Source organism: Vogesella indigofera (assembly GCF_028548395.1).
Classification (GTDB): domain Bacteria; phylum Pseudomonadota; class Gammaproteobacteria; order Burkholderiales; family Chromobacteriaceae; genus Vogesella; species Vogesella indigofera_A.
Genome location: NZ_JAQQLA010000012.1, coordinates 1 through 26,101 on the forward strand (window position 1 = coordinate 1; position 26,101 = coordinate 26,101).

The 26,101-nt window shown below is 62.8% G+C and carries 23 protein-coding genes and 3 tRNA genes; 4 read left to right on the forward strand and 22 right to left on the reverse strand.

The window, feature by feature from the left end; translation table 11 throughout:
• Positions 1-281 precede the first annotated feature (281 nt).
• Positions 282-2,780, reverse strand: coding sequence for a ribonuclease R (rnr, locus tag PQU89_RS15700; RefSeq protein ID WP_272766757.1), 2,499 nt, complete (start codon positions 2,778-2,780; stop codon positions 282-284).
• A gap of 85 nt (positions 2,781-2,865) precedes the next feature.
• Here rnr and PQU89_RS15705 point away from each other — a divergent pair.
• From PQU89_RS15705 to PQU89_RS15715, 3 genes are all read left to right on the forward strand, one after another.
• Positions 2,866-2,952: transfer RNA gene (locus PQU89_RS15705), tRNA-Leu, on the forward strand.
• Positions 2,953-3,001: 49 nt separating this feature from the next.
• Positions 3,002-3,088: transfer RNA gene (locus PQU89_RS15710), tRNA-Leu, on the forward strand.
• A 64-nt stretch (positions 3,089-3,152) separates the two neighbouring features.
• Positions 3,153-3,239 (forward strand) — tRNA-Leu (locus tag PQU89_RS15715).
• A gap of 319 nt (positions 3,240-3,558) precedes the next feature.
• Here the strand turns inward: PQU89_RS15715 and PQU89_RS15720 are convergent.
• The 15 genes from PQU89_RS15720 to ndk all read right to left on the reverse strand — a co-directional run bounded on the left by PQU89_RS15720 (position 3,559) and on the right by ndk (position 18,687).
• Positions 3,559-4,854, reverse strand: coding sequence for an adenylosuccinate synthase (locus PQU89_RS15720; protein WP_120811934.1), 1,296 nt, complete (start codon positions 4,852-4,854; stop codon positions 3,559-3,561).
• Positions 4,855-4,883: 29 nt separating this feature from the next.
• Positions 4,884-6,035 (reverse strand): ATP phosphoribosyltransferase regulatory subunit, encoded by a 1,152-nt coding sequence (locus tag PQU89_RS15725; protein WP_272766631.1) that lies wholly within the window; start codon positions 6,033-6,035, stop codon positions 4,884-4,886.
• 84 nt (positions 6,036-6,119) lie between these two features.
• The gene (gene hflC, locus PQU89_RS15730; protein WP_047966107.1) at positions 6,120-6,995 is read right to left on the reverse strand and encodes a protease modulator HflC; all 876 of its coding nucleotides are present in this window, start codon (positions 6,993-6,995) and stop codon (positions 6,120-6,122) included.
• Between the two features lie 14 nt (positions 6,996-7,009).
• The gene (gene hflK / locus PQU89_RS15735; protein ID WP_272766632.1) at positions 7,010-8,224 is read right to left on the reverse strand and encodes an FtsH protease activity modulator HflK; all 1,215 of its coding nucleotides are present in this window, start codon (positions 8,222-8,224) and stop codon (positions 7,010-7,012) included.
• Positions 8,211-9,347, reverse strand: a complete 1,137-nt coding sequence (gene hflX / locus PQU89_RS15740) for a ribosome rescue GTPase HflX (RefSeq protein ID WP_272766633.1) — start codon at positions 9,345-9,347, stop codon at positions 8,211-8,213. Before hflX ends, hflK begins: the two co-directional genes overlap by 14 nt.
• 75 nt (positions 9,348-9,422) lie before the next feature.
• Entirely contained in the window at positions 9,423-9,680 is a 258-nt protein-coding gene (gene hfq, locus PQU89_RS15745; RefSeq protein WP_272766634.1) for an RNA chaperone Hfq, read from the reverse strand.
• A gap of 84 nt (positions 9,681-9,764) precedes the next feature.
• A complete protein-coding gene (gene der / locus PQU89_RS15750) occupies positions 9,765-11,129 on the reverse strand; it encodes a ribosome biogenesis GTPase Der (RefSeq protein ID WP_047966111.1) in 1,365 nt (454 codons plus the stop codon).
• A 12-nt stretch (positions 11,130-11,141) separates the two neighbouring features.
• Entirely contained in the window at positions 11,142-12,281 is a 1,140-nt protein-coding gene (gene bamB, locus PQU89_RS15755) for an outer membrane protein assembly factor BamB (protein ID WP_272766635.1), read from the reverse strand.
• A 2-nt stretch (positions 12,282-12,283) separates the two neighbouring features.
• Entirely contained in the window at positions 12,284-12,916 is a 633-nt protein-coding gene (locus PQU89_RS15760) for a YfgM family protein (protein ID WP_272766636.1), read from the reverse strand.
• A gap of 12 nt (positions 12,917-12,928) precedes the next feature.
• Positions 12,929-14,200, reverse strand: coding sequence for a histidine--tRNA ligase (gene hisS / locus PQU89_RS15765; RefSeq protein ID WP_272766637.1), 1,272 nt, complete (start codon positions 14,198-14,200; stop codon positions 12,929-12,931).
• A 54-nt stretch (positions 14,201-14,254) separates the two neighbouring features.
• Positions 14,255-15,529, reverse strand: coding sequence for a flavodoxin-dependent (E)-4-hydroxy-3-methylbut-2-enyl-diphosphate synthase (gene ispG / locus PQU89_RS15770; RefSeq protein ID WP_272766638.1), 1,275 nt, complete (start codon positions 15,527-15,529; stop codon positions 14,255-14,257).
• Between the two features lie 7 nt (positions 15,530-15,536).
• On the reverse strand, positions 15,537-16,376 hold the full coding sequence (locus PQU89_RS15775; RefSeq protein ID WP_272766639.1) for a RodZ domain-containing protein: 840 nt from the start codon (positions 16,374-16,376) through the stop codon (positions 15,537-15,539).
• Between the two features lie 5 nt (positions 16,377-16,381).
• Entirely contained in the window at positions 16,382-17,122 is a 741-nt protein-coding gene (gene pilW / locus PQU89_RS15780; RefSeq protein WP_272766640.1) for a type IV pilus biogenesis/stability protein PilW, read from the reverse strand.
• The gene (gene rlmN, locus PQU89_RS15785) at positions 17,119-18,213 is read right to left on the reverse strand and encodes a dual-specificity RNA methyltransferase RlmN (protein ID WP_047966117.1); all 1,095 of its coding nucleotides are present in this window, start codon (positions 18,211-18,213) and stop codon (positions 17,119-17,121) included. Before rlmN ends, pilW begins: the two co-directional genes overlap by 4 nt.
• A gap of 48 nt (positions 18,214-18,261) precedes the next feature.
• A complete protein-coding gene (ndk, locus tag PQU89_RS15790) occupies positions 18,262-18,687 on the reverse strand; it encodes a nucleoside-diphosphate kinase (protein ID WP_047966118.1) in 426 nt (141 codons plus the stop codon).
• Between the two features lie 135 nt (positions 18,688-18,822).
• On the opposite strand from ndk, the gene PQU89_RS15795 reads away from it, so the two are divergent.
• Complete coding sequence (locus PQU89_RS15795) at positions 18,823-19,635, forward strand: SPOR domain-containing protein (protein WP_272766641.1); 813 nt, start codon at positions 18,823-18,825, stop codon at positions 19,633-19,635.
• A 108-nt stretch (positions 19,636-19,743) separates the two neighbouring features.
• On the opposite strand, the gene zapE is transcribed toward PQU89_RS15795, so the two are convergent.
• The 6 genes from zapE to rfaE1 all read right to left on the reverse strand — a co-directional run bounded on the left by zapE (position 19,744) and on the right by rfaE1 (position 26,100).
• Positions 19,744-20,862 carry a cell division protein ZapE gene (gene zapE / locus PQU89_RS15800; RefSeq protein WP_272766642.1) on the reverse strand — a complete coding sequence of 373 codons (1,119 nt, stop codon included), beginning with the start codon at positions 20,860-20,862 and terminating at the stop codon, positions 19,744-19,746.
• 85 nt (positions 20,863-20,947) lie between these two features.
• Positions 20,948-21,844, reverse strand: coding sequence for a cysteine synthase CysM (cysM, locus tag PQU89_RS15805; protein WP_272766643.1), 897 nt, complete (start codon positions 21,842-21,844; stop codon positions 20,948-20,950).
• A gap of 177 nt (positions 21,845-22,021) precedes the next feature.
• Entirely contained in the window at positions 22,022-23,392 is a 1,371-nt protein-coding gene (locus PQU89_RS15810; protein WP_272766644.1) for an esterase-like activity of phytase family protein, read from the reverse strand.
• Positions 23,393-23,518: 126 nt separating this feature from the next.
• Positions 23,519-24,520, reverse strand: coding sequence for an ADP-glyceromanno-heptose 6-epimerase (gene rfaD, locus PQU89_RS15815; protein ID WP_272766645.1), 1,002 nt, complete (start codon positions 24,518-24,520; stop codon positions 23,519-23,521).
• A gap of 18 nt (positions 24,521-24,538) precedes the next feature.
• A complete protein-coding gene (locus PQU89_RS15820) occupies positions 24,539-25,120 on the reverse strand; it encodes a DUF924 family protein (protein WP_272766646.1) in 582 nt (193 codons plus the stop codon).
• A gap of 17 nt (positions 25,121-25,137) precedes the next feature.
• A complete protein-coding gene (rfaE1, locus tag PQU89_RS15825) occupies positions 25,138-26,100 on the reverse strand; it encodes a D-glycero-beta-D-manno-heptose-7-phosphate kinase (protein ID WP_272766647.1) in 963 nt (320 codons plus the stop codon).
• Position 26,101 lies beyond the last annotated feature (1 nt).

The window sequence follows — 26,101 nt, forward strand, 5'->3', positions numbered from 1 at the left end:
TCCTAAGAATCATTGCAGTGCAAGTATTTGGCTTGGCCAGACACTTACACCTATCGGTTATTCGTTCTGTTAAAGAGCAGTGCTGAACCGCGTTTCGTTTGCGGCGTCAGCTGAGGAGGAGAACTATAGCGAAGCCGACCACCCGCGTCAACACCCCAAAGCGCACTTTCCAGCACCAAATCGGCAACCCGTTGATTTCACAGCCACCACACCACCAAGAAAAATGAAAAAGGTTGGCCGCAAGCACTGCGGCCAACCTTGGCGAGTCAAAAAATGATGAATCACGGAGAGCGACGACGGCGCGGAGGACGCTTTGCTGCAACCGGATCCGGAGTCGACTCAACCGCTGGCGTTGAGACCGGCGCAGGGGTGTCCGCTGGCAGAGCCACACCGGCCACCACCACTTCCGGCGCAACAGCTGGCTTTGCCCGACGATTGCGTGCCGGTTGACGACGAGCCGGCACCGGAGGCGGCAACTCAGTCGGCACCACTTCTTCCGCAAGCGGAGGCACGTCCTCTACCACCGCCGCAGCTGCGAGCGGTTTTGCTTTCAAGCGACTGCGCGACGGCTTACGCTTGGCCGGTGTCTTTTCCTCACCACCAACCGGTACGCCACGGGTTGCCAGCGCAAACTCGACCTGTACCGTCTCCAGGTTCGCCCGCACCACCCGCACCTGCACCGCATCCCCTAGCCGGTATTGCAGCCCGCTCTTTTCGCCAACAATGGCTTGCTGTTCTTTCTTGAAGTGGAAGTAGTCCTTACCCAGCTCGGAAATGTGCAACAGACCCTCGACATAAAGATCATCCAGCAATACGAAGACGCCAAAGCCGGTCACCGCACTGATCTTGCCGCTGAATACTTCGCCCACCTTGTCCTGCATATAGTAGGTTTTCAGCCAGGCCTGCACTTCGCGACTGGCATCATCGGCGCGGCGCTCCGTCATCGAGCAATGCTCTCCCAACGCCAACCACTTGCCCGGTTTGTACTTGCCACCGGCCAGCACTGCCTTGATGGCACGATGTACCAGCAAATCGGGATAGCGGCGGATCGGGGAGGTGAAGTGGGTATAGGCGTCGTAAGCCAGACCGAAGTGGCCGACATTGTCCGGTGCGTACACCGCCTGCTGCATCGAACGCAGCATCATGGTCTGCACCACCGGCGCATCCGGACGCACGGCGACTTTTTCCGCCAGCTCGGCATAGTCCTTGGGCGTCGGCTTGTCTTCGCCCCCCAGCGCCAACCCCAGCAGACGCAAATAATTGCGCAGATTGAGCAGTTTTTCCGGCGTCGGCCCCTCATGAATGCGGAACAGGCACTTGTGCCGGTTCTTGAGCAGGATGTCAGCCGCACAAACGTTGGCCGCAAGCATGCACTCCTCGATCAGACGGTGGGCATCATTACGCGTCACCGGCACGATCTTGTCGATCTTGCCGTGCTCGTTGAACACCATCTGCGTCTCGACACTTTCAAACTCGATGGCACCACGGCGGGTACGCGCGGCCAACAACACCTGGAACAGCTGATGCAGGGTCTGCAATTGCGGCAACAACGGACTGTCACTGCCCTGCTGCAGCCAATCCCACACTTGGGTGTAAGTCAGCCGCGCCTTGGAGTTCATCACCGCCGGGTAGAAGCGATAACCCTTGATCTTGCCTTTCGCCGAAATCTGCATGTCGGCCACCATGCACAGACGATCGACATTGGCATTCAGCGAACAAATGCCGTTCGACAGCGCCTCCGGCAGCATCGGGATCACCCGTCGTGGGAAGTACACCGAGGTGCCACGTGCCACGGCGTCGTCATCCAGCGCATCACCCGGTTGCACGTAGTGGCTAACATCAGCAATCGCCACCACCAGCCGGAAACCCTTCCCCTGGCGCTCGGCAAAAACGGCATCGTCGAAATCGCGCGCCGTTTCGCCGTCGATGGTCACCAGCGGCAAGGAACGCAGGTCAACCCGTGATTTGTCCAAATCCTTCTTGCGTACCTTGGCCGGCGTCGCGGCCGCTTGCGCCAGTGCGGCATCGGAGAATACATGCGGCAGGTCATGCTTGCGCAGCGCCACCTCGATCTCCATGCCTGGGTCGGCGTAGTTGCCCAGCACTTCGATAACCTTGGCGATTGCCGGGCGATGCTCATCGGGATAGGAAACGATCTCCAGCATCACCACCTGGCCATGTCCGGCACCGCCGTGCCCTTCCGGCTCCAGCAGCAGCTCCTGACCAATGCGGCGATCCTCGGCCTTGGCCACGCCGACACCGTGATCGAAGTAGGCGCGAGCGACCAGCTTTGCCTGCGCCCGCTCCAGCACCTCGACAATGCGCCCTTCGCGGCGGCCGCGACGATCGGTACCAGCCAGCCGCACCATGACGTGATCGCCATGCATCGCCTTGCGCATCTCGCGCTCAGGCAGATAGATATCCTCGCCGGTGACGCCATCCGGCACCGCGAAGCCAAAGCCGTCCTTGTGGCCGCTAACACGGCACGGCAGTAAATCCAGCTTGTCGGCAACACAGACCTCGCCCTTGCGATTGATCAGCACTTGTCCGGCTCGCTCCATCGCACGCAAGCGGCGTTCGAATAATGGCTGCTCTTCTTCGGTGATTTCCAGCACGGCGGCAAGCTCGCCAAATTGCATCGGCACCCCCTGCTGCGCAAGAATTTGCAAAACAAACTCCCGACTAGGCAAGGGATTGTTATATTGGGACTTTTCCCGCTCCAGAAATGGGTCAGACAGGCGAATAGCCGGCTCAGGGGAAGATTTTTTAGTAATAACCATTGACACGTCCAAAAACGTCCTTATAATGCAGGGCTTCATCGCTACCGCTGCAACGCAGTGAAAACGATGATACAGCAAATGCATAGCCCAGGTGGCGGAATTGGTAGACGCACTAGGTTCAGGTCCTAGCGCCCGCAAGGGTGTGGAAGTTCGAGTCTTCTCTTGGGCACCATTCAACTGTAGTTGATTGATGCAATATGTATAGCTGAAAAATCTGGTTGGCCCAGGTGGCGGAATTGGTAGACGCACTAGGTTCAGGTCCTAGCGCCCGCAAGGGTGTGGAAGTTCGAGTCTTCTCTTGGGCACCAACAGAATTAATGCAGTACGTGCAAACGGGCTGTTGCTTGAAGCAGTAGAAGCAGTAAAGTTTTTGCCCAGGTGGCGGAATTGGTAGACGCACTAGGTTCAGGTCCTAGCGCCCGCAAGGGTGTGGAAGTTCGAGTCTTCTCTTGGGCACCAAAACAAAAACACCGTTGAGACATCTCAACGGTGTTTTTGCGTTTGCGCAGCAAAAACCGTAGCAACTCGTCTCGTCCTCGCCCACCTGCACCGGCCAGCCTGTCACCACCCACACTGCCGTCGCTGGCGTCATGTATTACCCCGACACAAGCCTTGCCCCATCCCCACCTACCACTCAACTAGCCATCACGCAGCACCGCAGCGTAGCTAGCGCACCTGAGCTCAGTACTGCGGCCAACCTTTGTCAATCGCCACAGTGCTTGCCGCAGACGCAAAAAAGCCCGCCGAAGCGGGCTCTTACGTGGCAACAGCGGCACCATTACAGACCGTAAGGATGACGCAGAACGATGGTTTCTTCGCGATCCGGACCGGTCGACACGATGTCCACCGGTGCACCACATACTTCGGCGATACGGGTCAGGTAGGCTTGCGCATTGGCAGGCAGATCTTCCCAGCGCTTGGTGCCGAAGGTGGACTCACTCCAGCCTGGCAACGTCTCGTACACCGGCTGGCACTTGGTCACCGCATCGGAGCCGAACGGCAGGATATCAACCTGCTTGCCATCCAGGGTGTAGCCGACACACAGCTTGATTTCTTCCAAGCCGTCCATCACGTCCAGCTTGGTCACGCACAGGCCGGAGACACCATTGATCTGGATCGAGCGCTTTAGCGCCGCGGCATCGAACCAGCCGCAACGACGCGGGCGACCGGTGACCGAGCCGAACTCGTTACCACGCTTGGCCAGGAAGGCACCGATTTCGTTGTCCTGCTCGGTCGGGAACGGACCGGAGCCGACGCGGGTAGTGTAACCCTTCACGATACCCAGCACGTAGTTGAGCATCTGCGGTGCCACACCGGCGCCAGGCGCAGCGGCACCGGCCACACAGTTGGACGAAGTCACGAACGGGTAGGTACCGTGGTCGATGTCCAGCAGCGTGCCTTGCGCGCCTTCGAACAGCAGCGGTACGTCGGCCTGGTTTAGGTCGTACAGCGTGCGCGACACATCGGCCACCATCGGCTTGATGCGCTCGGCCAGCAGCATGGTCTGCTCCAGGATCGCTTCGTAGCTTACCGGCTCGACCTTGAAGTATTCGGTCAGCTGGAAGTTGTAGTAGTCGACGTTTTCCTTCAGCTTGGCGGCAAAGGCTTCGCGATCGAACAGGTCGATCACGCGCAGCGCACGGCGCGCCACCTTGTCTTCGTAAGCCGGGCCGATGCCGCGACCGGTGGTACCGATCTTGCCAGCACCCTTGGCCGCTTCGCGCGCCAGATCCAGCGCCACGTGGTACGGCAAGATCAACGGGCAGGCTTCGGCGATCTTCAGGCGGCTGGCGACATTGACGCCGGCGGTTTCCAGCTCGTCGATTTCCTTGAGCAGCGCCTCCGGCGACAGCACCACACCGTTGCCGATGAAGCACTCGACGCCAGCACGCAGAATGCCCGACGGGATCAAGCGCAACACGGTCTTTTTGCCATTCACAACCAGAGTATGACCAGCGTTGTGACCACCCTGGAAGCGGACAACACCGCGAGCATGGTCTGTCAGCCAGTCAACAATCTTGCCCTTGCCCTCGTCACCCCACTGGGTGCCGATTACGACGACATTCTTGGACATTGGTAAACCTCTTCTCTTCAGAAATCAAATTACTTAAACGGTACAAGCTGCCAGTTTTCACCAGCCTTGACCAGTTCACGATCACAATTCAGGGCGGCCGCAGACTCGCCCAGATAATCCACAATGACCTTCTCGCCGCGCGCACGCAGTTCGGCCACTTTTATTGTCGCTTGCGGCAACAGGTTGGCCGCAAGCTTGATTCCCTTGGCACTTTCGTTCTGCGGCAGGATACGGATCAGGTCACGCAGATCGAGACTGAAACCGGTTGCCGGACGGGCACGGCCGAAACGGCGGCCAACGTTGTCGTAACGGCCGCCACGCGCCAGCTCTTCCGCCCAGCCAGGGGCGTAGGCGGCAAACATCAGGCCGTTGTGGTAGTGGGTGCCGCGCAATTCGGTGAGGTCAAAATTGAGCTCGACCTCGCTTTCCAGCGAGCTGGCCACCGCGGCCAACTGCATCAGGCCGAGTTCGACTTCCGGCAGCGACGGCAGGCGGGTACGCGCCTTGTCCAGCACCACGCGCGAGCCGTACAGCTCCGGCAGGGCGAGGAAGGCGCTGCGATACGGCTCGGTGACATCGACCAGCAATTCGCGCAGCGTCGACTGATCCTTGGCCTGCAGTACCGAGAACACCTCGGCAGACAGCTCGTGACCAAGACCGGCCGCCTGCACCAGACCACGGAACAGGCCCATATGACCGACATCCAGGCGCAGACCTTCGACGCCGATCTGGCGCAGCGAGGTCAGCATCAGGCGAATGATTTCCAGGTCGGCCTCGATGCCGGCATAGCCGTATAGTTCGGCACCAACCTGCAGCGGCTCGCGCGAACTCATCAGCCCGTCCGGACGCGAGTGCACCACGCTGCCGGCGTAGCACAGGCGGGTCACGCCGGTGCGCTGTGACAGCAGATGGGCATCGATACGCGCCACCTGCGGCGTGATGTCGGCTCGCAGCCCCAGCTGGCGACCGGAGAAATGGTCATCCAGCTTGAAGGTCTTGATCGCCAGAGCGCCGTCTTCCGGAGTCACCAGTGCATCGTAGTATTCAATCAGCGGCGGCAGGACCAGTTCGTAGCCGGAGGTACGAAACAGCTCAAGCATCGATGCCTTGGCAGACTCAACCTGACGGGCGGTGGCCGGCAGGATGTCCGCAACATATTCGGGTAACAGCCAATTACGCATCTATCTCTACACACAATAAAAGGCGGGATTCGCGATCCCGCCTTGTTGATAAGCTTGCCGTCTATCCCCGGCTCGTTCCCGCGCTTACTTGGCCGCGGGCTTGGTGCTCTTGAAGTACTTGAAGAACTCGGAGCTTGGATCCAGCACCAGCACATCGCTCTTGTTGCGCATCGTCTGCTTGTAGGCATCCATGCTGCGCCAGAAAGCGTAGAACTCCGGATTCTTGCCGTAGGCCTGCGCATAAATCGCACCGGCCCGGGCATCGCCCTCGCCCTTCATCGTCTGCGCCTTGCGATAGGCCTCGGCCAGCAGCACTTCGCGCTGGCGGTCGGCATCGGCACGGATACGCTCGGCCTCGGCCGCGCCTTCACTGCGCAACTGGCTGGCCACGGTACGACGCTCGGAATTCATCCGCTCAAAAACCGAAGCACTGATTTTATCCGGAAAGTCGACTCTTTTTAAGCGCACATCCAGAATTTCCATACCAATTTTTTGCGCATCGAGGTTGGCCTTCTTGCGAACATCCTCCATGACTTGGTCGCGCTGGCCAGATACGACATCGGCAACACTCTTCTGGCCGAATTCGGCGCGCAGGCCGTCGTTAATGGTTTGCTTCAGACGAGCCACCGCTGCCAGCTCGTTGCCGCCCACGCTCTTGTAGAACTGCTCGACATCACGCACGCGCCACTTGACGAAGCTGTCCACCAGCACGTTTTTCTTTTCGCGGGTGTTGAACAGCTCCGGCTCTTCCGGGTCGATCGTCTGGATGCGGCGATCGTAGTAACGCACGTTCTGCAACACCGGCACCTTGAACTGGATGCCGGGCTGCTCGATGACCCGCACCACCTCGCCAAACTGGAACACCATCGCGAACTGGCGCTGGTCTACGGTAAACAGCGACGATGAGGCAATCAGCAACAGAACTGCCACACCGATCAAAGAAGGAAGAAGTCGTTCCATGGGGGCTCCTGTTATTAGTTACGCCCGCGAGTCACATCGCGGCTGGTGGAACCGGACGAAGACGGCGCGACGGGGGCCACCACCGGCGGCACCTCGGCAGGCTGTGCGGCGCTGCCGGACGGGAGCGACGGCGCAGCGACACTGGACTGCTGGATCAGCTTGTCCAGTGGCAGGTACAGCAGGTTGTTGCCACCCTTCTGGTCAACCAGCACCTTGGTGGTATTGCTCATCACCTGCTGCATCATGTCGAAGTACAGGCGGTCGCGCATCACCTTCGGCGCCTTGGCGTATTCCGACAGCACGCTGTTGAAACGTGCGGCATCACCCTCGGCGGTGGCCACCACGTTCTGGCGATAGCCTTCGGCCTCTTCCAACAGGCGCGCGGCCATACCCTTGGCCTTCGGCACCACATCATTGGCGTAAGCGACACCGTCGTTACGCAGTTTTTCCTTATCCTGGCCAGCCTTTACCGCGTCATCGAACGCTGCCAGCACCGGCTCCGGCGGTTGCACGCCGTTGATGTTGACCTTGGCTACCCGCACGCCCAGCTTGTAGCGATCCAGAATCGACTGAATGATCCGCTGGGTATCGGCCGCGATCTGGGCACGACCCTCGTTGAGCACGAAATCAACCTTGTTGCGGCCGACCACTTCGCGAATCGCCGTTTCCGTCGCCTGCTTCACCACGTCGCGGGCATCCGCCTCGGTGGCCAGGTTGTTGAACAGGAAGTCACGCGCGTCCTTGACGTCGTACTGCACCGACAGCTGCACATCGATGATGTTCTGGTCTTCGGTGAGCATCAGCGACTCTTCATTGATGCGGTTCTTGGCACTGCCACGGTAACCGACCTCGATGCTGCGCACCTCGGTCAGGTTGACGATTTCCACCGTTTCGAACGGATACGGTGCGCGCCATTGCAGGCCGGAGTCGGTCGTGCGGTTGAAGCTGCCCATGCGCAGCACCACACCCTGCTCGCGGGCATCGACGATGTAGAAACCGCTCAGCAACCACAGGCCGGCCAGTGCCGCCAGCACGCCGGCAGCGCCAAAGCGCATGCCGCGTGGCGACTCGCCACTGCCGCCGCCATTACCAACCGGCGGCTCTTCATCCGGACCACGGTTACCCAGCAGGCGCGACAGGCGCTGGTTCAGCTTGCGGAAAATTTCGTCCAGATCCGGCGGGCCATCGTTCGGACGTTTACCACCCCAGTTAGGATCATTCTGTGCCATAGCGGTCTCGATCTTCTATGTTATGGTCATTATTAAAGCCGTGCAGCCGTTCGGCAATCGCCTGCCGCAAGAGTTCCAGCCCTTCGCCGGCCAGCGCCGAAACGCGGACCGCGACCGGCTCGCCATGTTCGCCGCGTTCGATCTGCGGTGGCAAGCCACGCAAGTCGGTCTTGTTCCACACCAGTAACTGGGGCGTACTGCTGGCACCGATCTCGGCCAGTACCTTGTCCACCTCCTCGATCTGGCGATCCTTGTCCGGCGACGCCGAGTCGACCACATGCAGCAGCATGTCGGCCTGGATCGTTTCCTCCAGCGTGGCACGGAACGCCGCCACCAGCGAGTGTGGCAGGTCGCGGATGAAGCCCACGGTATCGGACAGCACGATGGACAGCTCCGGGCTGAGATACAGCTTGCGACTGGTGGTATCCAGTGTCGCAAACAGCTGATCCGCAGCATAGGCCTGCGCCTTGGTCATCGCATTGAACAAGGTGGACTTGCCTGCATTGGTATAGCCGACAATCGATACCGACTGCAATCCGGAGCGCTCGCGGCTACGGCGCTGCGTCTTGCGCTGGCGGGCAACCGCAGCCAGACGATCCTTCAGCATCTTCACGCGCAAGCCGAGCAGGCGGCGGTCGGTTTCCAGCTGGGTCTCGCCCGGCCCGCGCAGGCCTATGCCCCCCTTTTGCCGCTCGAGGTGGGTCCAGCCGCGCACGAGACGGGTCGACAGGTGGGACAACTGCGCCAGTTCGACCTGCAGTTTGCCTTCGTGACTGCGGGCGCGCTGGGCAAAGATATCCAGAATCAGGGTGACACGATCGACGACGCGACACTGCAGCACGCGCTCCAGATTGCGTTCCTGCCCGGGCCCCAGAGCGTGATTGAAGATCACCACGTTGGCCGCCACCGCTTTGACCAGGGCGGCGATCTCCTCGACCTTGCCTTTGCCGGCGAACAGCGCGGCATCGGGACGCTGGCGTTTGCCATGGATGGTACCGGCCACGGTGACACCGGCACTGCGCACCAGGTCAACGCATTCCTGTACACCCTCGTCATAGTCGGGCGCACCAAAGTCGAGACAGACCAGTACGGCGATGTCTCCTAGATCCGGGCGATCAAACACGAAAGATCTTTCTGAGGGGGAAAACCGGTCGGCAATCGCTTGCCGGACCGGCATTCAGGCGGGACAGGCAGTGACTCAAGCGTCGGCAGCGTCGGACTTGGTGCCGTGATTGTCATGCGGGATGTTTACCGGACGCGCTGGCACCACGGTAGAAATGGCATGCTTGTAAACCATCTGGGTTACCGTGTTTTTCAGCAGCACCACATACTGGTCGAACGACTCGATCTGGCCTTGCAACTTGATGCCGTTGACGAGGTAGATGGAAACCGGCACATGCTCCTTACGCAGGATATTAAGGAACGGGTCTTGTAACATTTGCCCTTTAGAGCTCATTTTGTTCTCCGATTTCGTGGAATTGTAATTTCGTTACTAGCAAGCGGCGCTAAGACTCTTTTTAGCATAAAAAAAACCGCCGTACTATTTTCGGCCCTTGTGAACCAGCAAACTCGGCTTGGTGCCTGTTGCTTCCTTCTCAAAGGGGTTGGTATTGGACTTGTATTGTACCCGCAGCGGCGTGCCTTGCAGCTGAAAAGCTTTACGGAACATGTTTTCCAGATAACGGGTGTAGCTGTCCGGAATCTTGCTCAGCGCATTGCCGTGCACCACGATGATCGGCGGGTTCATGCCGCCCTGGTGGGCGTAGCGCAGTTTTGGACGAATCGGACCGGTCCGCGGCGGCAGCTGGCGCTCGACGGCCAATTGCAGAATGCGGGTCAGCTTCGGCGTCTGCAGCTTGGTCATGGCCGCGCGGTAGGCGTCGTCGATCGACTTGAACAGGTCGGCAACCCCCTTGCGCTCCAGCGCCGAGATGTAGTGAAACTTGGCAAAATCAAGGAAACCGAGCTTGCGCGCGATCTCGTGCTTGATGGTTTCCTTCTGGTGATTGTCGAGGTTGTCCCACTTGTTCACCGCGACCACCAGCGCCCGACCGGCCTCCAGCGCAAAACCGGCGATGGTGGCGTCCTGCTCGGAAATGTCGAGCTGCGCGTCCAGCACCAGCACCGCCACGTTGGCGTCTTCGATCGCCTGCATGGTCTTGATCACCGAGAACTTCTCGATCGCCTCGTCCACCTTGCCACGACGGCGCACGCCGGCGGTGTCGATGATGGTGTACTGGCGGCCTTCGCGCTCGAAATCGATGTAGATGCTGTCGCGGGTGGTACCGGCCTGGTCGAAGGCGATCACGCGGTCTTCACCCAGCACCGCATTCACCAGCGTCGATTTGCCGACGTTGGGGCGGCCGATGATGACGAACTTAGGATGGTTGACCTTCGGCTCTTCCTCGGCATCCGGGAAGTGTTCCAGCACCATTTCCATCAGTTCGCGCACGCCGTCACCGTGCGAGGCGGAGATCGACAGCGGTTCGCCCAGCGCCAGTTCGTGGAACTCGGCGGTGGCGACCGCGCTACGCATGCCTTCGGCCTTGTTCACTACCAGATAAACCGGCTGGTTGCTGCGGCGCAGGCGATTGGCGATGATCTTGTCCTGCGGCGTGATGCCGGTACGGCCATCCACCAGGAACACGATGGCGTCGGCCTCGTCCACAGCCTGCAGCGTCTGCTTGGCCATTTCGAACAGGATGCCCTCGTCCACCACCGGCTCGAAGCCGCCGGTATCGATCACCAGGTACGGCTTGCTGCCGACACGGCCGTGGCCGTAATGACGGTCACGGGTAAGACCCGGCTGATCCGCTACCAGCGCATCGCGCGAACGGGTCAGACGGTTGAACAGGGTCGATTTGCCCACATTGGGGCGCCCTACCAGGGCAATAGTCGGTTTCATTCAGCACTGCTTTTAGAGTGTGACCGCCGACAAGGTGCCGTTGGTGTCGAGAACGTAGGCAATATTGCCGAGCACGAGCGGGCGTGCAATGGTTCCTTCCACCTTCAGCTGGCTGCGGCCAACGATTTGTCCATCAACAGGCGAGAGCAAATGTGCATAGCCCTCACCATCTACTGCCAGTAAGTTATTACCCAGCTTTACCGGGGCGGTCACGTTGCGATAACGCAGTGCGTCCTGCTTCCACAGGTTACGGCCGGTATCCGGGTCGAACGCCCAGATCGAGCCGTCATCGGCAGTGGAATACACACCCTTGGCATCCATCGACAGGCCGCGGCTGCTGGCCAGCTCGCGCGCCCACGCCTGCTCGCCGCCACGGGCCTCGAAGCAGCCGATCCGCCCCTGATAGGCCACAGCGCAAACGCGGCGGCCATCAAAAACCGGCTGACTGACCACGTCAGTCACCCGTTCCAGTTCACTGGCGCCCCGCGGCGAAGCAACTACCGCTTCCCACAGCATGCGCCCCTGTTCCAGTGCATACACCGCCAGCTTGCCGGAGGCGGAGCCGACCAGCAGCACGTCGTCACCTTCCACCTTCAGCTGCGGCGTGGTCTGTTTGACGGTCAGCGTCGGCAATGGTTGCCACTCGGTCCACAACTGGCGACCGCTCTGGATGTCAAAAGCACTGATGCGACCGTCGTTGCTGCGCGTCACCACCGCCTTGCCACCGACCTGCGGTGGCTCGGCCAGCACGCTGGTCAGCGTCTGTTCCCACACGATCTTGCCGGTCTCAAGGTTGGCCGCAACCAGCTTGCCTTGGTCGTTGCCGGCAAAAATCAGCTTGTCGGCGATGGCGACGCCGGCGCTGAGCTTCTGCTCGAAGTCGAACCAGCGGCTCTGGCTGCCGTTCAGAACGTTGATGGCGCTGACCTTGCCGTCACCACCGGCCACCCACAGCAAGCCCTGATCATAGAACGGCGTGAACAGACCGCCCTCCGCCGCCGGCACGCTGGCCTGCCACTGCACCTTCAGCACGCCTTGCTGCGCAACCGGCTGCAACGGCGTCGGCTCGAAACCGACCGAACCTTCAAACCAGCTGGCGCAACCGCTCAGCAACGGCAAAACAAGGGCGGCACAAATGAGACGTCGCTTCATGATCAATTTCCCAGGGAGTCGAGCTTGGTCTGGATAAAGTCGCGCAAAGTTGCATCCGGCGACGCCTTGGCCAGTGCGGCCTTGTAGCTGTCACGGGCACCGGACACATCGCCACGCGCCACCAGCACATCGCCCTTCAGATCCAGGAACAGCGTATCAAAACTGGCCGGATGCGCCTGTGCCAGCTCGGCCAGTGCCGCATCGTACTGCTTTTCGTCGAGCAGCACGGTCGCCAGACGCAGGTGGGCAACCGCCTGCAACGATTCGTCCTGCTGGCCGCTGGCTAGCAGCCACTTCAGCTGGGCACGGGCAAAGGCGAGATCGCCCTTGTCGAAGGCGGCCTTGGCCGCCAGCAGTGCCGCATTGGCGGCATAGGCGGAGCCGGGATGCGCGCTTTGCAGCGCGGCAGCGGTGGCCTTGACCTTGTCGAGCGTGCCGGCCTGGACCTGCTGTTCCAGCTGCGTATAGATGGTGACCGCCTTGGCGCTTTCTGCCGCACGGTACATCTGCCAGCCCTTGTAACCCAGATAGGACAGCAACACCGCCAGCACGACCGCGGAAAGCAGCTTGCCCCACTGTGCCCAGAAGGTCTTGATCCAGTCAATCTGTTCCTGTTCCTGCAAATCGAAAGCCATGCATCCCCCTCGTCAAGACTTGAAGCGGGAAACCGCCGCGGCCACGTCGGCCGCGGCAACGGTTTCCTGCGCGGCGTCGGCACGCAATGGCTTGATCACCACCTGCGCCGTCGCCACTTCGTTTTCACCGATGATCAGCGCCACTGCGGCGCCGCTGCCATCGGCCTTTTTCATTTGCGACTTGAAGCTGGCATCGCCCATGTGCTGGATCACGCTCAGGCCGGCCATGCGCAGCGACTGGGCCAGCTGCATGGCATAGGCGGTGGCGCCCTGCCCCTGGTTGACGATGAACACGTCGACGCTGCGACGTGCCGGCAGCAAGCCCTTCTCGGCCAGCAACAGCAGCACGCGCTCCATGCCCATGCCGAAACCGATGCCCGGCGCCGGCTTGCCGCCCAGCTGCTCGATCAGGCCGTCGTAGCGGCCGCCGGCGCACACCGTACCCTGCGCGCCCAGCTCGGTGGTCACCCACTCGAATACCGACTGGTTGTAGTAGTCCAGACCGCGCACCAGCCGCGGGTTTTCCACATAACGGATGCCCAGCGCATCAATCAGCGCCTTCCAGCCCTCGTAGTGCGCGCGCGAGGCGTCACCGAGGTAGTCGCTCAGCCGCGGCGCGGCATTGGCCATCTCCTGCAGTGCCGGATTTTTGGTGTCCAGCACCCGCAGCGGGTTGCTGTACAGGCGGCGCTTGCCGTCTTCATCCAGGATGGCGACGTGCTGCTCGAGGTAAGCGATCAGCGCCTCGCGATGCGCGGCACGCTCTTCCTTGTTGCCCAGGGTATTGATTTCCAGCTGCACGCTGTCGGCTAGGCCCAGGCGACGCCACAGCTCAGCGGTCATCGCGATGATCTCGGCGTCGATGTCCGGGCCGTTCATGCCCAGCGCCTCGACCCCGATCTGGTGGAACTGGCGGTAGCGGCCTTTCTGCGGCCGCTCGTGGCGGAACATCGGGCCCATGTACCACAGTTTCTGCGTGGTGTTGTACAGCAGGTTGTGCTCGACCACCGCGCGCAGGGTGCCGGCAGTACCCTCCGGGCGCAGCGTCAGCGAGTCGCCGTTCAGGCTGTCGGTGAAGGAATACATTTCCTTCTCGACGATGTCGGTCACTTCGCCGATGGAGCGCACGAACAGTGGCGTGCTTTCCACGATCGGGGTGCGGATGTTCTGGTAGCCGTAGTCTGCCAGCCAGCCGCGCAGCGTGTTTTCAAAATACTCCCACTGGTGCGACTCGGCCGGCAGTACATCATTCATGCCGCGAATCGCTTGCAACTTTTGAGCCATTACGATTGTTCTTCCGAAATTCTCTGGATTCGATTCTAAGGTTGGCCGCAAGCCCTACACGGACTTGATCGGGATGGTGCGCGCCACCACTTCGCGGCGCTTGGCACCACCCTCGCCATAACGGGTCTGCACGTAATGGTCGACGATGGCCTTGAACTCGGTGGCGATGTGATCGCCCTTCAGCGTCACGTCCTTGTGGCCGTCGACGTATACCGGCGCCACCGGCACTTCACCGGTGCCAGGCAGGCTGATACCGATGTCGGCCAGCTTGGACTCGCCCGGTCCGTTGACCACGCAGCCCATCACCGCCACCTTCATGTCTTCCACCCCCGGATACTGCAGGCGCCAGATCGGCATCTGCTCGCGCAGGTAGGTCTGGATACTGTCCGCCAGCTCCTGGAAAAAGGTGCTGGTGGTGCGGCCACAGCCGGGACAGGCGGTGACCAGCGGCGTGAACGAGCGCAGGCCCATGGTCTGCAACAGCTCCTGCGCCACCACCACCTCCTTGGTGCGCGCCTCGCCCGGTTGCGGGGTCAGCGAAATGCGGATGGTGTCGCCGATGCCTTCCTGCAGCAGCACCGCCAGCGCAGCACTGGAGGCGACGATGCCCTTGCTGCCCATGCCGGCCTCGGTCAGGCCCAAGTGCAGCGGGAAATCGCAGCGGCTGCCCAGATCGCGATACACGGTGATCAGGTCCTGCACGTTACTGACCTTGCACGACAGCAGGATACGGTCGGAGGCCAGCCCCAGCTCCATCGCCTTGTCGGCAGATTCCAGCGCCGATACGATCAGCGCCTCGCGCATCACCACGTCCAGCGCCTTGGGGTTGGCCGCATGATTATTGGCGTCCAGCATCCGCGCCAGCAACGCCTGGTCCAGGCTGCCCCAGTTGACGCCGATGCGCACCGGCTTGTCGTACTCGATGGCGGTGCGGATCATGAACGCGAACTTGTCGTCGCCCTTGGCGCCCTTGCCGACGTTGCCGGGGTTGATGCGATACTTGCCGAGTGCGCGCGCGCAGTCGGGGTAGTCTTTCAGCAGACGGTCGCCGTTGAAATGGAAGTCGCCGACCAGCGGCACGTCGCAACCGAGGTCGTCCAGCCGCTGGCGGATTTCCGCCACGCGGGCGGCGGCCTCCGGGCTGTTGACGGTAATGCGCACCACCTCGGAGCCGGCCTGCGCCAGCGCCTGCACCTGCTGCACGGTGGCCGTGGCGTCGGCGGTGTCGGTATTGGTCATCGACTGCACCATCACCGGGTGCCCGGAACCCACCATCACGTGGCCAATGGCCACCTGCTGGGTTTGACGGCGTTTGATCGTTGCGTCCATCTGCGTGTTAGTTCAGTTCCAGTTTGGCGGTGGTACCGCGAATCTTGCCGGCCAGATCGACCGGCTGGCCGTTGTAGGCCAGCTCGGCGTTGGCCGCATTGCCGATCACCACACGGAATGGCGGTCGGCCCTGCAGCTGGCGGCTGTCGTTGGCGGCCAGCGTGGCGTATACCAGTTTCTTGCCGTCGGCATCGGTAATTGACACCCAGGCTTCCTGGCGCACGCGCAATTCGATACGGCCCTGCCCGGCGACCGGGGCGGCGGCACTTGGCGCCGAGGCCACCACGGCGACAGGCGCCGTCACCGAAGGTACGGCCGGCTGCGGCGCCGATGCCTGCACCAGCGGCGGCGTGACCGCTACCACGTCGGAGGTAGTCGGCTGCAAGGCGCTGGCGTCGGGATCAGCCACCGTCGGCACCAGGGCCAGCGGCACCGAGGACTGCACTTCCGGCTCGGCGGCGCCCGGCAGCAGGAACCAGCCGCCGGCGATCACCAGCAGCGCGCCCAGCGACAGGGGCAAGGCCAGCGAGGCCTTGGCCGGCTCTTCGTTCACCGGCACCAGAGCCGCTGGCGGCGTATCCAGCGGCACGCACTGGTCCAGACGCGCCACCAGTGCATCGGCATTCATTTCCATGTAACGGGCATAGCTGCGCACGAAGCCGCGGGCAAAGGTTGCTCCCGGCAGGCTGGCGAAATCGCCGCGCTCGATGGCATTCAACTGCTTGACCGACAATTTCAGGCGATCGGCGACCTCGCCGATGCTCAGGCCCTTGCCCTCGCGGGCAGCACGCAATTCCTGCCCGATTGCCACGGCAGTGCTGTCTTGTTGTTGGTTATCCGCTTCCATGCTTTTCAGTTTCCGCTAAGCAACATCTGGGCTTCCCCGGTATCGGGAAAACGCGTTTTCAGATAATCGGCCAGGCGTGTCTCCATCGCCCGATCCTGTTTTAAACGTGCCAGACGAATCCCCATCATCAATTCCGCTGGCGACATGCGACGCTCGTCAAACTTCAGGCGTTCGTAATAAAAGGTCGCCAGCGTGACATTTTTATCCAACAAAGACAAGTTCAGCAGTTCCCGCAACGCGGCGCTGTCATTCGGCGCGCGGCGCAGTGCGGCCAGCAGCCACTGGTTGGCCAGCGGGCGCTGGTCCATGCGCACCAGGCAGGTGGCCTTGTTCACCATCGCCGATTGCGGCGACTGGTACAGCGGATCGGCCAGCGCGCGATCGAAGCGCGCAATCGCCTCTTCGTAACGGCCGCGGCTGCACAGATACCAGCCGAAATTATTGTTGACCTCGGGGTTGGCCGCATCCAGCTTCAGCGCGCGGTTGAAGGCGGCTTCCGCCTCGGTGTCGACACCCAGCTGCATGTAGATCAGGGCGCGGGCGAGGTAGCCGGCCTGAAAGGTAGGATCAAACTTGATGGATTGATCGGCGTTTTCCAGCGCCACGCGCATGTTGCCGATCTTCATGTACTCGATTGCCAACAGGGCCCGTGTCTGTGCCAGCTCGCGCGGGGTGGCGCCGTCGGCGAATGTCAGCGTACTGGCCAGCAAGGTGGCCAACAGGATGACGACACGGGCTAGCTTCATTGGTCTTTTTCCTCGGCGATGCGTATCCACTTTTCCTGGCGCCGGGTCTTGTCCTGCACCTGGCCGGCCAGCTGGCCGCAGGCAGCGTCGATGTCGTCGCCGCGCGTCTTGCGCACGGTGACGATGAAGCCGGCTTCCTGCAGAATTTCGCGGAAATTGCGGATCGCGTTGTTGCTGGAACGCTCGTAGCCGGAATTCGGGAACGGGTTGAACGGAATCAGGTTGAACTTGCACGGCACGTCGCGCACCAGCGCGATCAGCTCCCGCGCATGTTCCGGCCTGTCGTTGACCCCGTCAAGCATCACGTACTCGAAGGTGATGAAGTCGCGCGGTGCCTTCACCAGATAGCGCTGACAGGCCGCCATCAGCTCTTTCAGCGGGTATTTCTTGTTCAGCGGCACGATCTCGTCGCGGATGCGGTCGTTGGAGGCGTGCAGGCTGACGGCCAGCGCCACCGGACAGGCTTCTTTCAGGCGGTCCATCTGCGGCACCATGCCGGAGGTCGACACCGTCACCCGGCGCCGGCTCAGGCCGTAGCCGTGATCGTCGAGCATGATCTGCAGCGCCGACACCACGTTGTCGAAGTTGGCCAGCGGCTCGCCCATGCCCATCATCACCACGTTGGACACCACGCGTTCGTTCTTCGGCGTCACGCCCATCGCCTTGTTCGCCCACCACAGCTGGCCGATGATCTCGGCGGTACTGAGGTTGCGGTTGAAGCCCTGGCGGCCGGTGGAGCAGAAGGTACACTCCAGCGCACAGCCGACCTGAGATGATATGCACAAGGTGCCGCGGTCATCCTCGGGGATGAATACGGTTTCGACGCCGTTGCCGGTGCCGACGTCGAGCAGCCACTTGCGGGTACCATCTTCCGATTCCTGCGACACCATCAGATCGGGCACACCGACAATGGCGCAATCGTGCAGCTTGGCACGCAGGCTCTTGGCGATGTCGGTCATGGCGTCGAAGTCGGCTTCGCCCATCTGGTGCATCCAGCGCATGATCTGCTTGGCGCGGAACGGCTTTTCGCCCATCGCGGCAAAGTGGTCGGTGAGCTGGGGAAGGTTGAAGTCGAGCAGGTTGGTCTTCATGTCAATCTCTGGAAATGGCGGCCGCCACAGGCAGCCGCCGGGTACAACTTAGCGTGCACAGATCTCGGTTGCGGCGAAGAAGTAGGCTACTTCGATCGCGGCGTTTTCGAGGCTGTCGGAGCCGTGAACGGCGTTGGCATCGATGGAATCAGCGAAATCGGCACGGATGGTACCGGCTTCGGCTTTCTTCGGATCGGTCGCGCCCATCAGTTCGCGGTTTTTCAGGACGGCGTTTTCGCCTTCCAGCGCCTGGATCATCACCGGACCGGAGATCATGAAGCTCACCAGGTCGTTGAAGAAAGGACGCTCTTTGTGCACGGCGTAGAAGCCTTCGGCTTCGGCGCGCGACAGTTGCTTCAGCTTGGCGGCCACGACTTTCAGGCCAGCGGATTCAAAACGGTCGTAGATCTTGCCGATAACGTTCTTGGCGACTGCGTCTGGCTTGATGATGGACAGCGTACGTTCGATTGCCATATAAATTCTCCCTGTTTACAAGCGAAATGGTTACACTTGCCAAGCTATTTTCAAGCTTGACGGGTTACCCAATTTTGAGGAACCCGGTATTTTACCAGTGTTCACCAGCGTTTGCTGCACAGAATGTAAACCGAGATGAATCCAACGCCACAAGAGCGCGCCCCCGGCGGCGACAGCGGGCTATCGCCCCAGATCAAGAAACGGATTGCGATTGCCAGCGGCCTGGTTCTGGTGGCACTGGCGGCGATACCGATCATCGACAGTTTCAATCCGCCGGCAACACCGCCGACCCCGGCCAGCACCCCGATCAGCTCCGGCCGCATCATCCAGAAAGACAGCAGCGACAGCGCCTCGCTGAGCCTCAGCGCCATCGACAGCAGCGCGCCGCTGGACGCCAGTGCCGCCGTCAGCGCCAGTGCGCCCGCCGGCAGCTCGCCGCTGGCACCGGCGCCCGGCAGCCCGGCCGGCGTCACCACCCTCACCCCACCGCAGATCCAGACGCCCCAGCCGCGCACGCCGGCCGTCGCCAACAGCAAGGCACTACCGGACAGCACCGCCAAGAGCAGTAGCACAACCGCGCCACCGCGTAGCGAGCCGCCACGCCGCGACAGCACCGTGCCGGTACCGGGCATCGCCACCGCGCCGCCCCCTGCGCCCGCCATCCGCGTGCCACTTGCCGAAAAACCGCCCGTGCCGCTACGCCTGCCGACCCCCAGCATCGCCCCGCAAGGCAGCTCCTTCGGCTACCAGGTGCAGCTGGGCCTGTTCTCCAGCCCGGACAATGCCGAGAAGCTGGTGGCGGACCTGAAAAAGCGCGGCATCACCGCGCGCACCGAAACCCGCGTCCAGCTGGGCCCGTTCCGTACCCGTGCCGAGGCAGAAGAGGCAATGCAGCGCTTGCGCGCCCTCGGCTACCAGCCGCTGTTGATTCCGGCCGGTCAGCGCTAAGCTCTTGCTCGCGAGCGCGTGAACCTGCGCTAAACACCTCCCGTAACGCAAAAAGGTTGGCCGCAACACTGCGGCCAACCTTTTTTCATGGCGCACGGCGAGCGCGGCTCAGGTCTCGGTAATGCCGTCGGCGATCTTGAAGTCGTCCACCAGGTGCGGCAGTTCCAGATAGGTGCGCGACTGCATCTCGGTGAGGCGGCTGGCGGTACGGAAAAACTCGCTGGCCTGCGGCCCCTCGGTATAGATCAGCTCCGGCGCCACCGCGCTGGACGCCACCAGCTTGACGCGATGGTCGTAAAACACGTCCACCAGCCAGGTAAACCGCCGCGCCATCGACGCGTCGCGCACCGCCAGCTGCGGAATGCCGGACACGAACACGGTGTGGTATTCGCTGGCAATCTCCAGATAGTCGGTCTGCGCCCGCGGCCCGTCGCAGATGGCGCGGAAATCGAACCAGATCACCCCCGGCGCATGGCGCTTGAGCGGGATGTCGCGCCCCAGCACCGTCAGCGCGAGCTCCAGCTCGCCGGCGGCGCCGGCCAGCCGCTCGAACATGTCCTGCATCTTTGCCTCGGCGTCGGCATCGGCCGGCACGTGGAACAGTGGCTCGCGCGTCAACTCGCGCAGGCGGTAGTCGTTGCCGCCATCGACGTTGATCACCTCCAGGTGCTGCTGCAGCAAGGCGATGGTGGGCAGGAAGTTGCTGCGCATCAGGCCGTTCGGATACAGCTTGTCCGGCGGGTAGTTGGAAGTCATCACGCAGATGATGCCCTGCTCGAACAGGGCGGCGAACAGGCGGCCGAGGATCATGGCGTCGGCGATGTCGCTGACGTGGAACTCGTCAAAGCACAGCAGGCGCACGTCGCGGGCAATGCGTGCCGCCACCGTTTTCAGCGGGTCGGCCTCGTTCGACACCGTGCGCAGCTGCTTGTGGATTTCCGCCATGAAGTGGTGGAAGTGCACACGGCGCTTGCGGTTGTAGGGCACGCAGCCGAAGAAGGCGTCCATCAGGAAGCTCTTGCCGCGGCCGACGCCACCCCAGAAATACAGGCCGCGCGGCACCTCCGGCTTGCGCAGGCTGCGGCCGAGGAAGCGGTTGCGCTTGTCCTTGAACTCCACCAGCGTCTGCCACAGCTCGTCCAGCCGCTCGATGGCGGCGGCCTGGGCCGCGTCGTGAATAAAGCCCGGCTGCTGGCTGGCCGCCTGGTACCAGGTTTTGGGGCTCATCGAGCCGTCGCTCGGCGGCGAAAAAACGTGTTGGGACATAATCGCTTCGGTTCGGGGTTGGCCGCAGCGTGCGGCCAACGTTGACTCAGGAAAACAGGCCGGTGGACAGGTAGCGGTCGCCGCGGTCGCAGACGATGGACACGATCACCGCGTTCTCCAGCTGCTGGTTCAGGCGCAGTGCCACCGCCAGCGCGCCGCCGGACGACGGCCCGGCGAGGATGCCCTCCTCGCGCGCCAGCTGGCGCGCGGTGTCTTCCGCGGTCTGCTGGTCGACCAGCAGCAGCTCGTCGATCCGCGAGAAATCGCAGATCTTGGGCAGGTATTCATCTTCCCACTTGCGGATGCCGGGGATCTGGCTGCCGCTTTGCGGCTGCACGCCGATGATGCGGATCGCCGGATTCTGCTGCTTGAGGTAGGCGCTGGTGCCCATGATGGTGCCGGTGGTGCCCATGCTGGACACGAAGTGGGTGACCGTGCCGGCGGTATCGCGCCAGATCTCCGGCCCGGTACCTTCAAGGTGCGACAGCGGATTGTCCGGGTTGCCGAACTGGTCGAGGATGCGGCCGACGCCCAGCGCTTCCATGCGCCGCGCCTCGTCGATGGCGCCGGGCATCGACGCCGCCTTCGGCGTCAGGATCACCTCAGCGCCGTAGGCGCGCATGGTGTCGATGCGTTCCTGGCTGGAGTTTTCCGGCATCACCAGGATCATCTTGTAACCCATCATGGTCGCCGCCATCGCCAGCGCGATGCCGGTGTTGCCGCTGGTCGGCTCGATCAGGGTGTCACCGGGCTTGATCTCGCCGCGCGCCTCGGCGTGGCGGATCATCGACAGTGCCGGCCTGTCCTTTACCGAACCGGCCGGGTTGTTGCCCTCCAGCTTGACCAGCACCACGTTGCTGCTGTTGCCCGGCAGGCGCTTGAGGCGCACCAGCGGGGTGTTACCGACGAAATCTTCGAGATGTTTGAATACGGGCAGGGTCATTGGCGTCTCCTAGTGCGCCGCATTATACCGGCTTGCACCCCGCTGTCGCCGCCCCGCAGCCTGGCCTGCCGCGCCAGCATCGACAATCACGATACAGATCAAGCACTTGCCATCGGCGTGGCTTTTGGAATTTTGACTACCTTGAATATAACCAGATGCACCATGCCGCCGGCGCGTTCAGGGCAGCGCATGCAGCGGCTTCTGCAGCGTGATCAGCCACAGCTCGGTCGCCTCGCGATTGGGCGCGATGGCGACACGGGCGCCATCCTGGCGCTGGCCCGCCAGGTTCTGCAGCTGGCCAGCGGCGACCTGCAGCTGTGCCAGCTTGGCGGCACTGCCTTGCACCTCGCTGCGCACGCCGAAGTCGTTGTCGTTGATCAGCGCCAGCTGGTTGTTCTCCACCAGCGTCAGCCCTTCCGCCTTTTCCGCGCTCCAGCCCAAGGCGCGCAGGTCCAGCGCCAGCGTCCGTCGCGCCAACTGGATGCCGGCCGCCGCCAGCATCGCGTCGTCGCCATACTCCAGCGCCCGGCCGTCGGCCAGCGTCTTGCCGTCCAGTGCCGTGGCCGTGGCCAGGTCGATCAGCGTGATGTCGTTGTGCATCCGCTTGTCCTGGTCCTTGCCCTGTTCGATCACCGCGAAGCGGCTGTCGGACAGCGCCACGATGTCGCCCAGCTTCATGTCGCCGGCCTTGCTGTAGTGCGCCGGCACCGGATAGCCGAACTGGCGCACCGCGCCGCTGGCCGGGTCCAGCTCGACGATGCGGCTGAAGCGCGCGCGGTGGCGGGTGCGGCCATCGACATCCAGCGTGCTCTGCACGATGGCGACCACCTTGCCGGACGGCGTCACGGTGACGCCTTCAAAGCCGCGGTTGGGCTGCCGCGCGGCGAGGATGGCCGGCAGGCCGCTACCCGGCGCATAGCGCTGCCGGATCTCGCCACTGGCGGCATCGACCCGGGCGAGAAACGGGCCGTACTCGTCCACCAGCCACAGGTTGCCCTGCTTGTCCGCGGCGATGCCCTCCGGATCGAAGCCCAGCGTGTCGTACGGCAGCGGCTGCAGTTTTTCATCGAGACCTATTTCACCGCTGGCGCCCACCGCCCCCTGCGGTAGCGGCCGGCCGCTGATGGCACGCCCGGCTTCGCGCAGCGGCAGCATGCGGCCAACCTTGACCGCCTCCGCCAGCGACACGCGCAGTTGCACCACCGTCGGCACAAAGGACGGCACCGGGAACAGCTTGCTGGCGTAGCGCGTGCCGCCATTCAGCACCTCCGGCGAGTCGGCATTCGGGCCGCGATCGGTCACCGCCCAGAATTCCAACGCCGCACTGCCCTTTTCATAACCCTTGAAGCTCAGCGCCGAGCCCACCGCCAGCGGCAGGCTGCCATCGAAGGCCGCGGCATCGGCACCGCGATAGGCGAGCGCCGGTGCGCTGACCTCATAGCGCTCCACCGCTGCCACCGCCGGATGCGACACCGGCAACAGGGTGAATGGCGCGGCCAGCGCTGGCATGGCCAGCCCGGCAAACAGCACAGCAAGAGAACGGCGCATAAGGAATCCCATCCGGTATCGTCAGAAAGACGTCACGCTAGCGCAATGCCGTGACAGCACCATGACAGCCGCAAACGACAAAGCCCCATCCGGAGGACGGGGCTTGCGGGCGGCAAGGCGCGGGGCTCAGCCCTGGCGCGCGATCAGCCAGTCCACGTAGCGGTCTACGCCCTGCTCCACGGTCAGCATCGGCGCGTCGTAGCCCGCTTCGCGCAGCTTGCCGATGTCGGCCTGGGTGAAGCTCTGGTACTTACCTTTCAGCGCCTCCGGGAATTCGATGTACTCCAGGATGCCCTGCTGCACCAGCTCTGCCAGCGTCAGCGCCGGCTTGCCCTCGTGGCGGCGGCAGGCGTTGACGGTGGCGACCGCCACGTCGTTGAACGGCTGCGCACGGCCGGAGCCGAGGTTGAAGATGCCGGACTTGTCCGGATTGTCGAGGAAGAACAGGTTGACGTTGACCACGTCCTCCACCGACACGAAGTCGCGGCTCTGGCTGCCGTTGTCCCAGCCGTCGTAACCGCCGAACAGCTTGACCTTGCCGGATTCGCGGTACTGGTTGAAGTTGTGGAACGCTACCGACGCCATGCGTCCCTTGTGCTGCTCCTGCGCGCCGTAAACATTAAAGTAGCGGAAGCCGGCCACCTGCGCGGTGAGGCCCTCCTTCATGCGGCGGCGCAGCACCTGGTCGAACAGGAACTTGGAATAGCCGTAGACATTGAGCGGGCCTTCATGCTGGCGCTCTTCCTTGAACACGCTGCCCTTGCCGTAGGTGGCGGCGCTGGACGCGTACAGGAACGGGACTTCTTCCGCCTGGCAGAATTCGAACAGCTCCAGCGTGTACTGGTAGTTGTTCTCCATCATGTACTTGCCGTCGTGGTTCATGGTGTCCGAGCAGGCCCCCTGGTGCAGGATGGCGCGGATCTCACCGTCGAAATCACCGCTGCCGATCAGGCTGATGAAGTCCTGCTTGTCGAGGTAGTCGCTGATCTCGCAGTTCACCAGGTTGATGAACTTGTCGCCGCGGGTCAGGTTGTCGACGGCGATGATGTCGGTTTCGCCGCGGGCATTGAGCGCCTTGATGATGTTGGAGCCGATAAAGCCGGCAGCGCCGGTCACCACGATGGTCATAGCATTTCCTTTAGGAAGTCAGAACGAGCTCCCCGGCTGGGCCAGAAACTGCAGCTCGTCCGCGGTAGAGGGGCGTCCCAGCGCGACATTGCGGTGGGGAAAGCGGCCAAAGCGGGCAATCACCTCGCGATGGCGGTGGGCGTAGTCGACGACACTGGCGCGTTCGGGGCTGTCCGGCGGCAGGCTTTCGAAGCGGCGTACCGCCTCGTGCTGGTCGGCCAGCGCTTCGCTGTGCTCCAGCGGCAGATAGAAGAACCAGCGTGCCACCGGTGGCAGTTGCTGCTCCAGCCCGGCAGCCAGCGCCGCTTTGGCCACCGTCCGCGCCGTCGCATCCAGCGCAAACGCCTGCGCCTCGCCGCGGAACAGGTTGCGCGAGAACTGGTCGGCCACGATCAGCCATGCCAGCACCGCGTGCGTGTCGGCCGGGTCCGGCAGCAGTTCGCCAGCGGCGGCGCGTTGCCACAGCGGCAAGAAACGCTGGCGGATGGCGCCGTCGAAGGCGGCATCCTTGCGGAACCAGGCGCTGCGGCTCGCGGCCAGCTGCGCGTCGTCCGTACCCTCAAACCAGAACTGCAATACCTGCGTCGCCCAGTCCGTCATCGCTGCCTCGCCTTACATTACAGTGCAAACAGTTCGCGCTGGTGGCACACGGCGGTGCCCAGCTTGGCCACCACGATGCCGGCGGCGGCATTGGCCAGCCGCATCGCCAGCGGCAGCTCCAGACCTGCGGCCAACATCAGGCCCAGGGTGCCGATCACTGTATCCCCGGCACCGGACACGTCGTACACCTCCTGCGCCAGCGTCGGTTCGTGCACCGCGCCATCGGCACGGTACAGCGTCATGCCCTCTTCGCTGCGTGTCACCAGCAGCGCGGTCAGGTCCAGCTCGGCACGCAGCGCCTCAGCCTTGGCGCTGAGCTGCGCCTCGGTCTGCCAGCTGCCGGCGACCTGCTTGAACTCGCTGCGGTTCGGCGTCAGCAGCGTGGCGCCGGCGTACTTGCTGTAGTCGTCGCCTTTCGGGTCGATCAGCACCGGCTTGCCGGCCTCCCGTGCCAGCGCGATCATGCGTGCGACGTGGGTGAGGCCGCCCTTGCCGTAGTCGGACAGGATCACCACGTCGTGTTCGGCGACGATGGCCGCGTACTCGTCCAGCTTGTCGGCGAGAATTTCATGGCTGGGCGCGTCCTCGAAATCGAGGCGGATCAGCTGCTGCTGCCGCGCCACCACCCGCAGCTTCACCGTGGTGGCGATGCCGGCATCGCGCTTGAACGAGGCGCGGATGCCGTCATTGGCCAGCAACCGCTCCAGCGCGGTCGCGGCCTCGTCGTCGCCGACCACCGACAGGATGGTGGCCGCACCGCCCAAGCTGGCGATATTGCGCGCCACGTTGGCGGCGCCACCGGCGCGCTCTTCCATGCGGCTGATTTTGGCCACCGGCACCGGTGCCTCCGGCGAGATGCGGCTCACATCGCCGAACCAGTAGCGGTCCAGCATCACGTCGCCGACCACCAGCACCTTGGCTGCGGCCAGCTGTGCGGCCAACGTTGCGGGCACGAGGCCCAGCGTGTTCAACAGGTTCATG

What these genes read in the sequence shown, in the direction of transcription:
- rnr (WP_272766757.1), bottom strand. Translation starts at nt 2,780, where the DNA reads ATGGTTATTACTAAAAAATCTTCCCCTGAGCCGGCTATTCGCCTGTCT.
- PQU89_RS15720 (WP_120811934.1), bottom strand. Translation starts at nt 4,854, where the DNA reads ATGTCCAAGAATGTCGTCGTAATCGGCACCCAGTGGGGTGACGAGGGC.
- PQU89_RS15725 (WP_272766631.1), bottom strand. Translation starts at nt 6,035, where the DNA reads ATGCGTAATTGGCTGTTACCCGAATATGTTGCGGACATCCTGCCGGCC.
- hflC (WP_047966107.1), bottom strand. Translation starts at nt 6,995, where the DNA reads ATGGAACGACTTCTTCCTTCTTTGATCGGTGTGGCAGTTCTGTTGCTG.
- hflK (WP_272766632.1), bottom strand. Translation starts at nt 8,224, where the DNA reads ATGGCACAGAATGATCCTAACTGGGGTGGTAAACGTCCGAACGATGGC.
- hfq (WP_272766634.1), bottom strand. Translation starts at nt 9,680, where the DNA reads ATGAGCTCTAAAGGGCAAATGTTACAAGACCCGTTCCTTAATATCCTG.
- der (WP_047966111.1), bottom strand. Translation starts at nt 11,129, where the DNA reads ATGAAACCGACTATTGCCCTGGTAGGGCGCCCCAATGTGGGCAAATCG.
- bamB (WP_272766635.1), bottom strand. Translation starts at nt 12,281, where the DNA reads ATGAAGCGACGTCTCATTTGTGCCGCCCTTGTTTTGCCGTTGCTGAGC.
- PQU89_RS15760 (WP_272766636.1), bottom strand. Translation starts at nt 12,916, where the DNA reads ATGGCTTTCGATTTGCAGGAACAGGAACAGATTGACTGGATCAAGACC.
- hisS (WP_272766637.1), bottom strand. Translation starts at nt 14,200, where the DNA reads ATGGCTCAAAAGTTGCAAGCGATTCGCGGCATGAATGATGTACTGCCG.
- ispG (WP_272766638.1), bottom strand. Translation starts at nt 15,529, where the DNA reads ATGGACGCAACGATCAAACGCCGTCAAACCCAGCAGGTGGCCATTGGC.
- PQU89_RS15775 (WP_272766639.1), bottom strand. Translation starts at nt 16,376, where the DNA reads ATGGAAGCGGATAACCAACAACAAGACAGCACTGCCGTGGCAATCGGG.
- pilW (WP_272766640.1), bottom strand. Translation starts at nt 17,122, where the DNA reads ATGAAGCTAGCCCGTGTCGTCATCCTGTTGGCCACCTTGCTGGCCAGT.
- rlmN (WP_047966117.1), bottom strand. Translation starts at nt 18,213, where the DNA reads ATGAAGACCAACCTGCTCGACTTCAACCTTCCCCAGCTCACCGACCAC.
- ndk (WP_047966118.1), bottom strand. Translation starts at nt 18,687, where the DNA reads ATGGCAATCGAACGTACGCTGTCCATCATCAAGCCAGACGCAGTCGCC.
- PQU89_RS15795 (WP_272766641.1), top strand. Translation starts at nt 18,823, where the DNA reads ATGAATCCAACGCCACAAGAGCGCGCCCCCGGCGGCGACAGCGGGCTA.
- zapE (WP_272766642.1), bottom strand. Translation starts at nt 20,862, where the DNA reads ATGAGCCCCAAAACCTGGTACCAGGCGGCCAGCCAGCAGCCGGGCTTT.
- cysM (WP_272766643.1), bottom strand. Translation starts at nt 21,844, where the DNA reads ATGACCCTGCCCGTATTCAAACATCTCGAAGATTTCGTCGGTAACACC.
- PQU89_RS15810 (WP_272766644.1), bottom strand. Translation starts at nt 23,392, where the DNA reads ATGCGCCGTTCTCTTGCTGTGCTGTTTGCCGGGCTGGCCATGCCAGCG.
- rfaD (WP_272766645.1), bottom strand. Translation starts at nt 24,520, where the DNA reads ATGACCATCGTGGTGACCGGCGCTGCCGGCTTTATCGGCTCCAACATC.
- PQU89_RS15820 (WP_272766646.1), bottom strand. Translation starts at nt 25,120, where the DNA reads ATGACGGACTGGGCGACGCAGGTATTGCAGTTCTGGTTTGAGGGTACG.
- rfaE1 (WP_272766647.1), bottom strand. Translation starts at nt 26,100, where the DNA reads ATGAACCTGTTGAACACGCTGGGCCTCGTGCCCGCAACGTTGGCCGCA.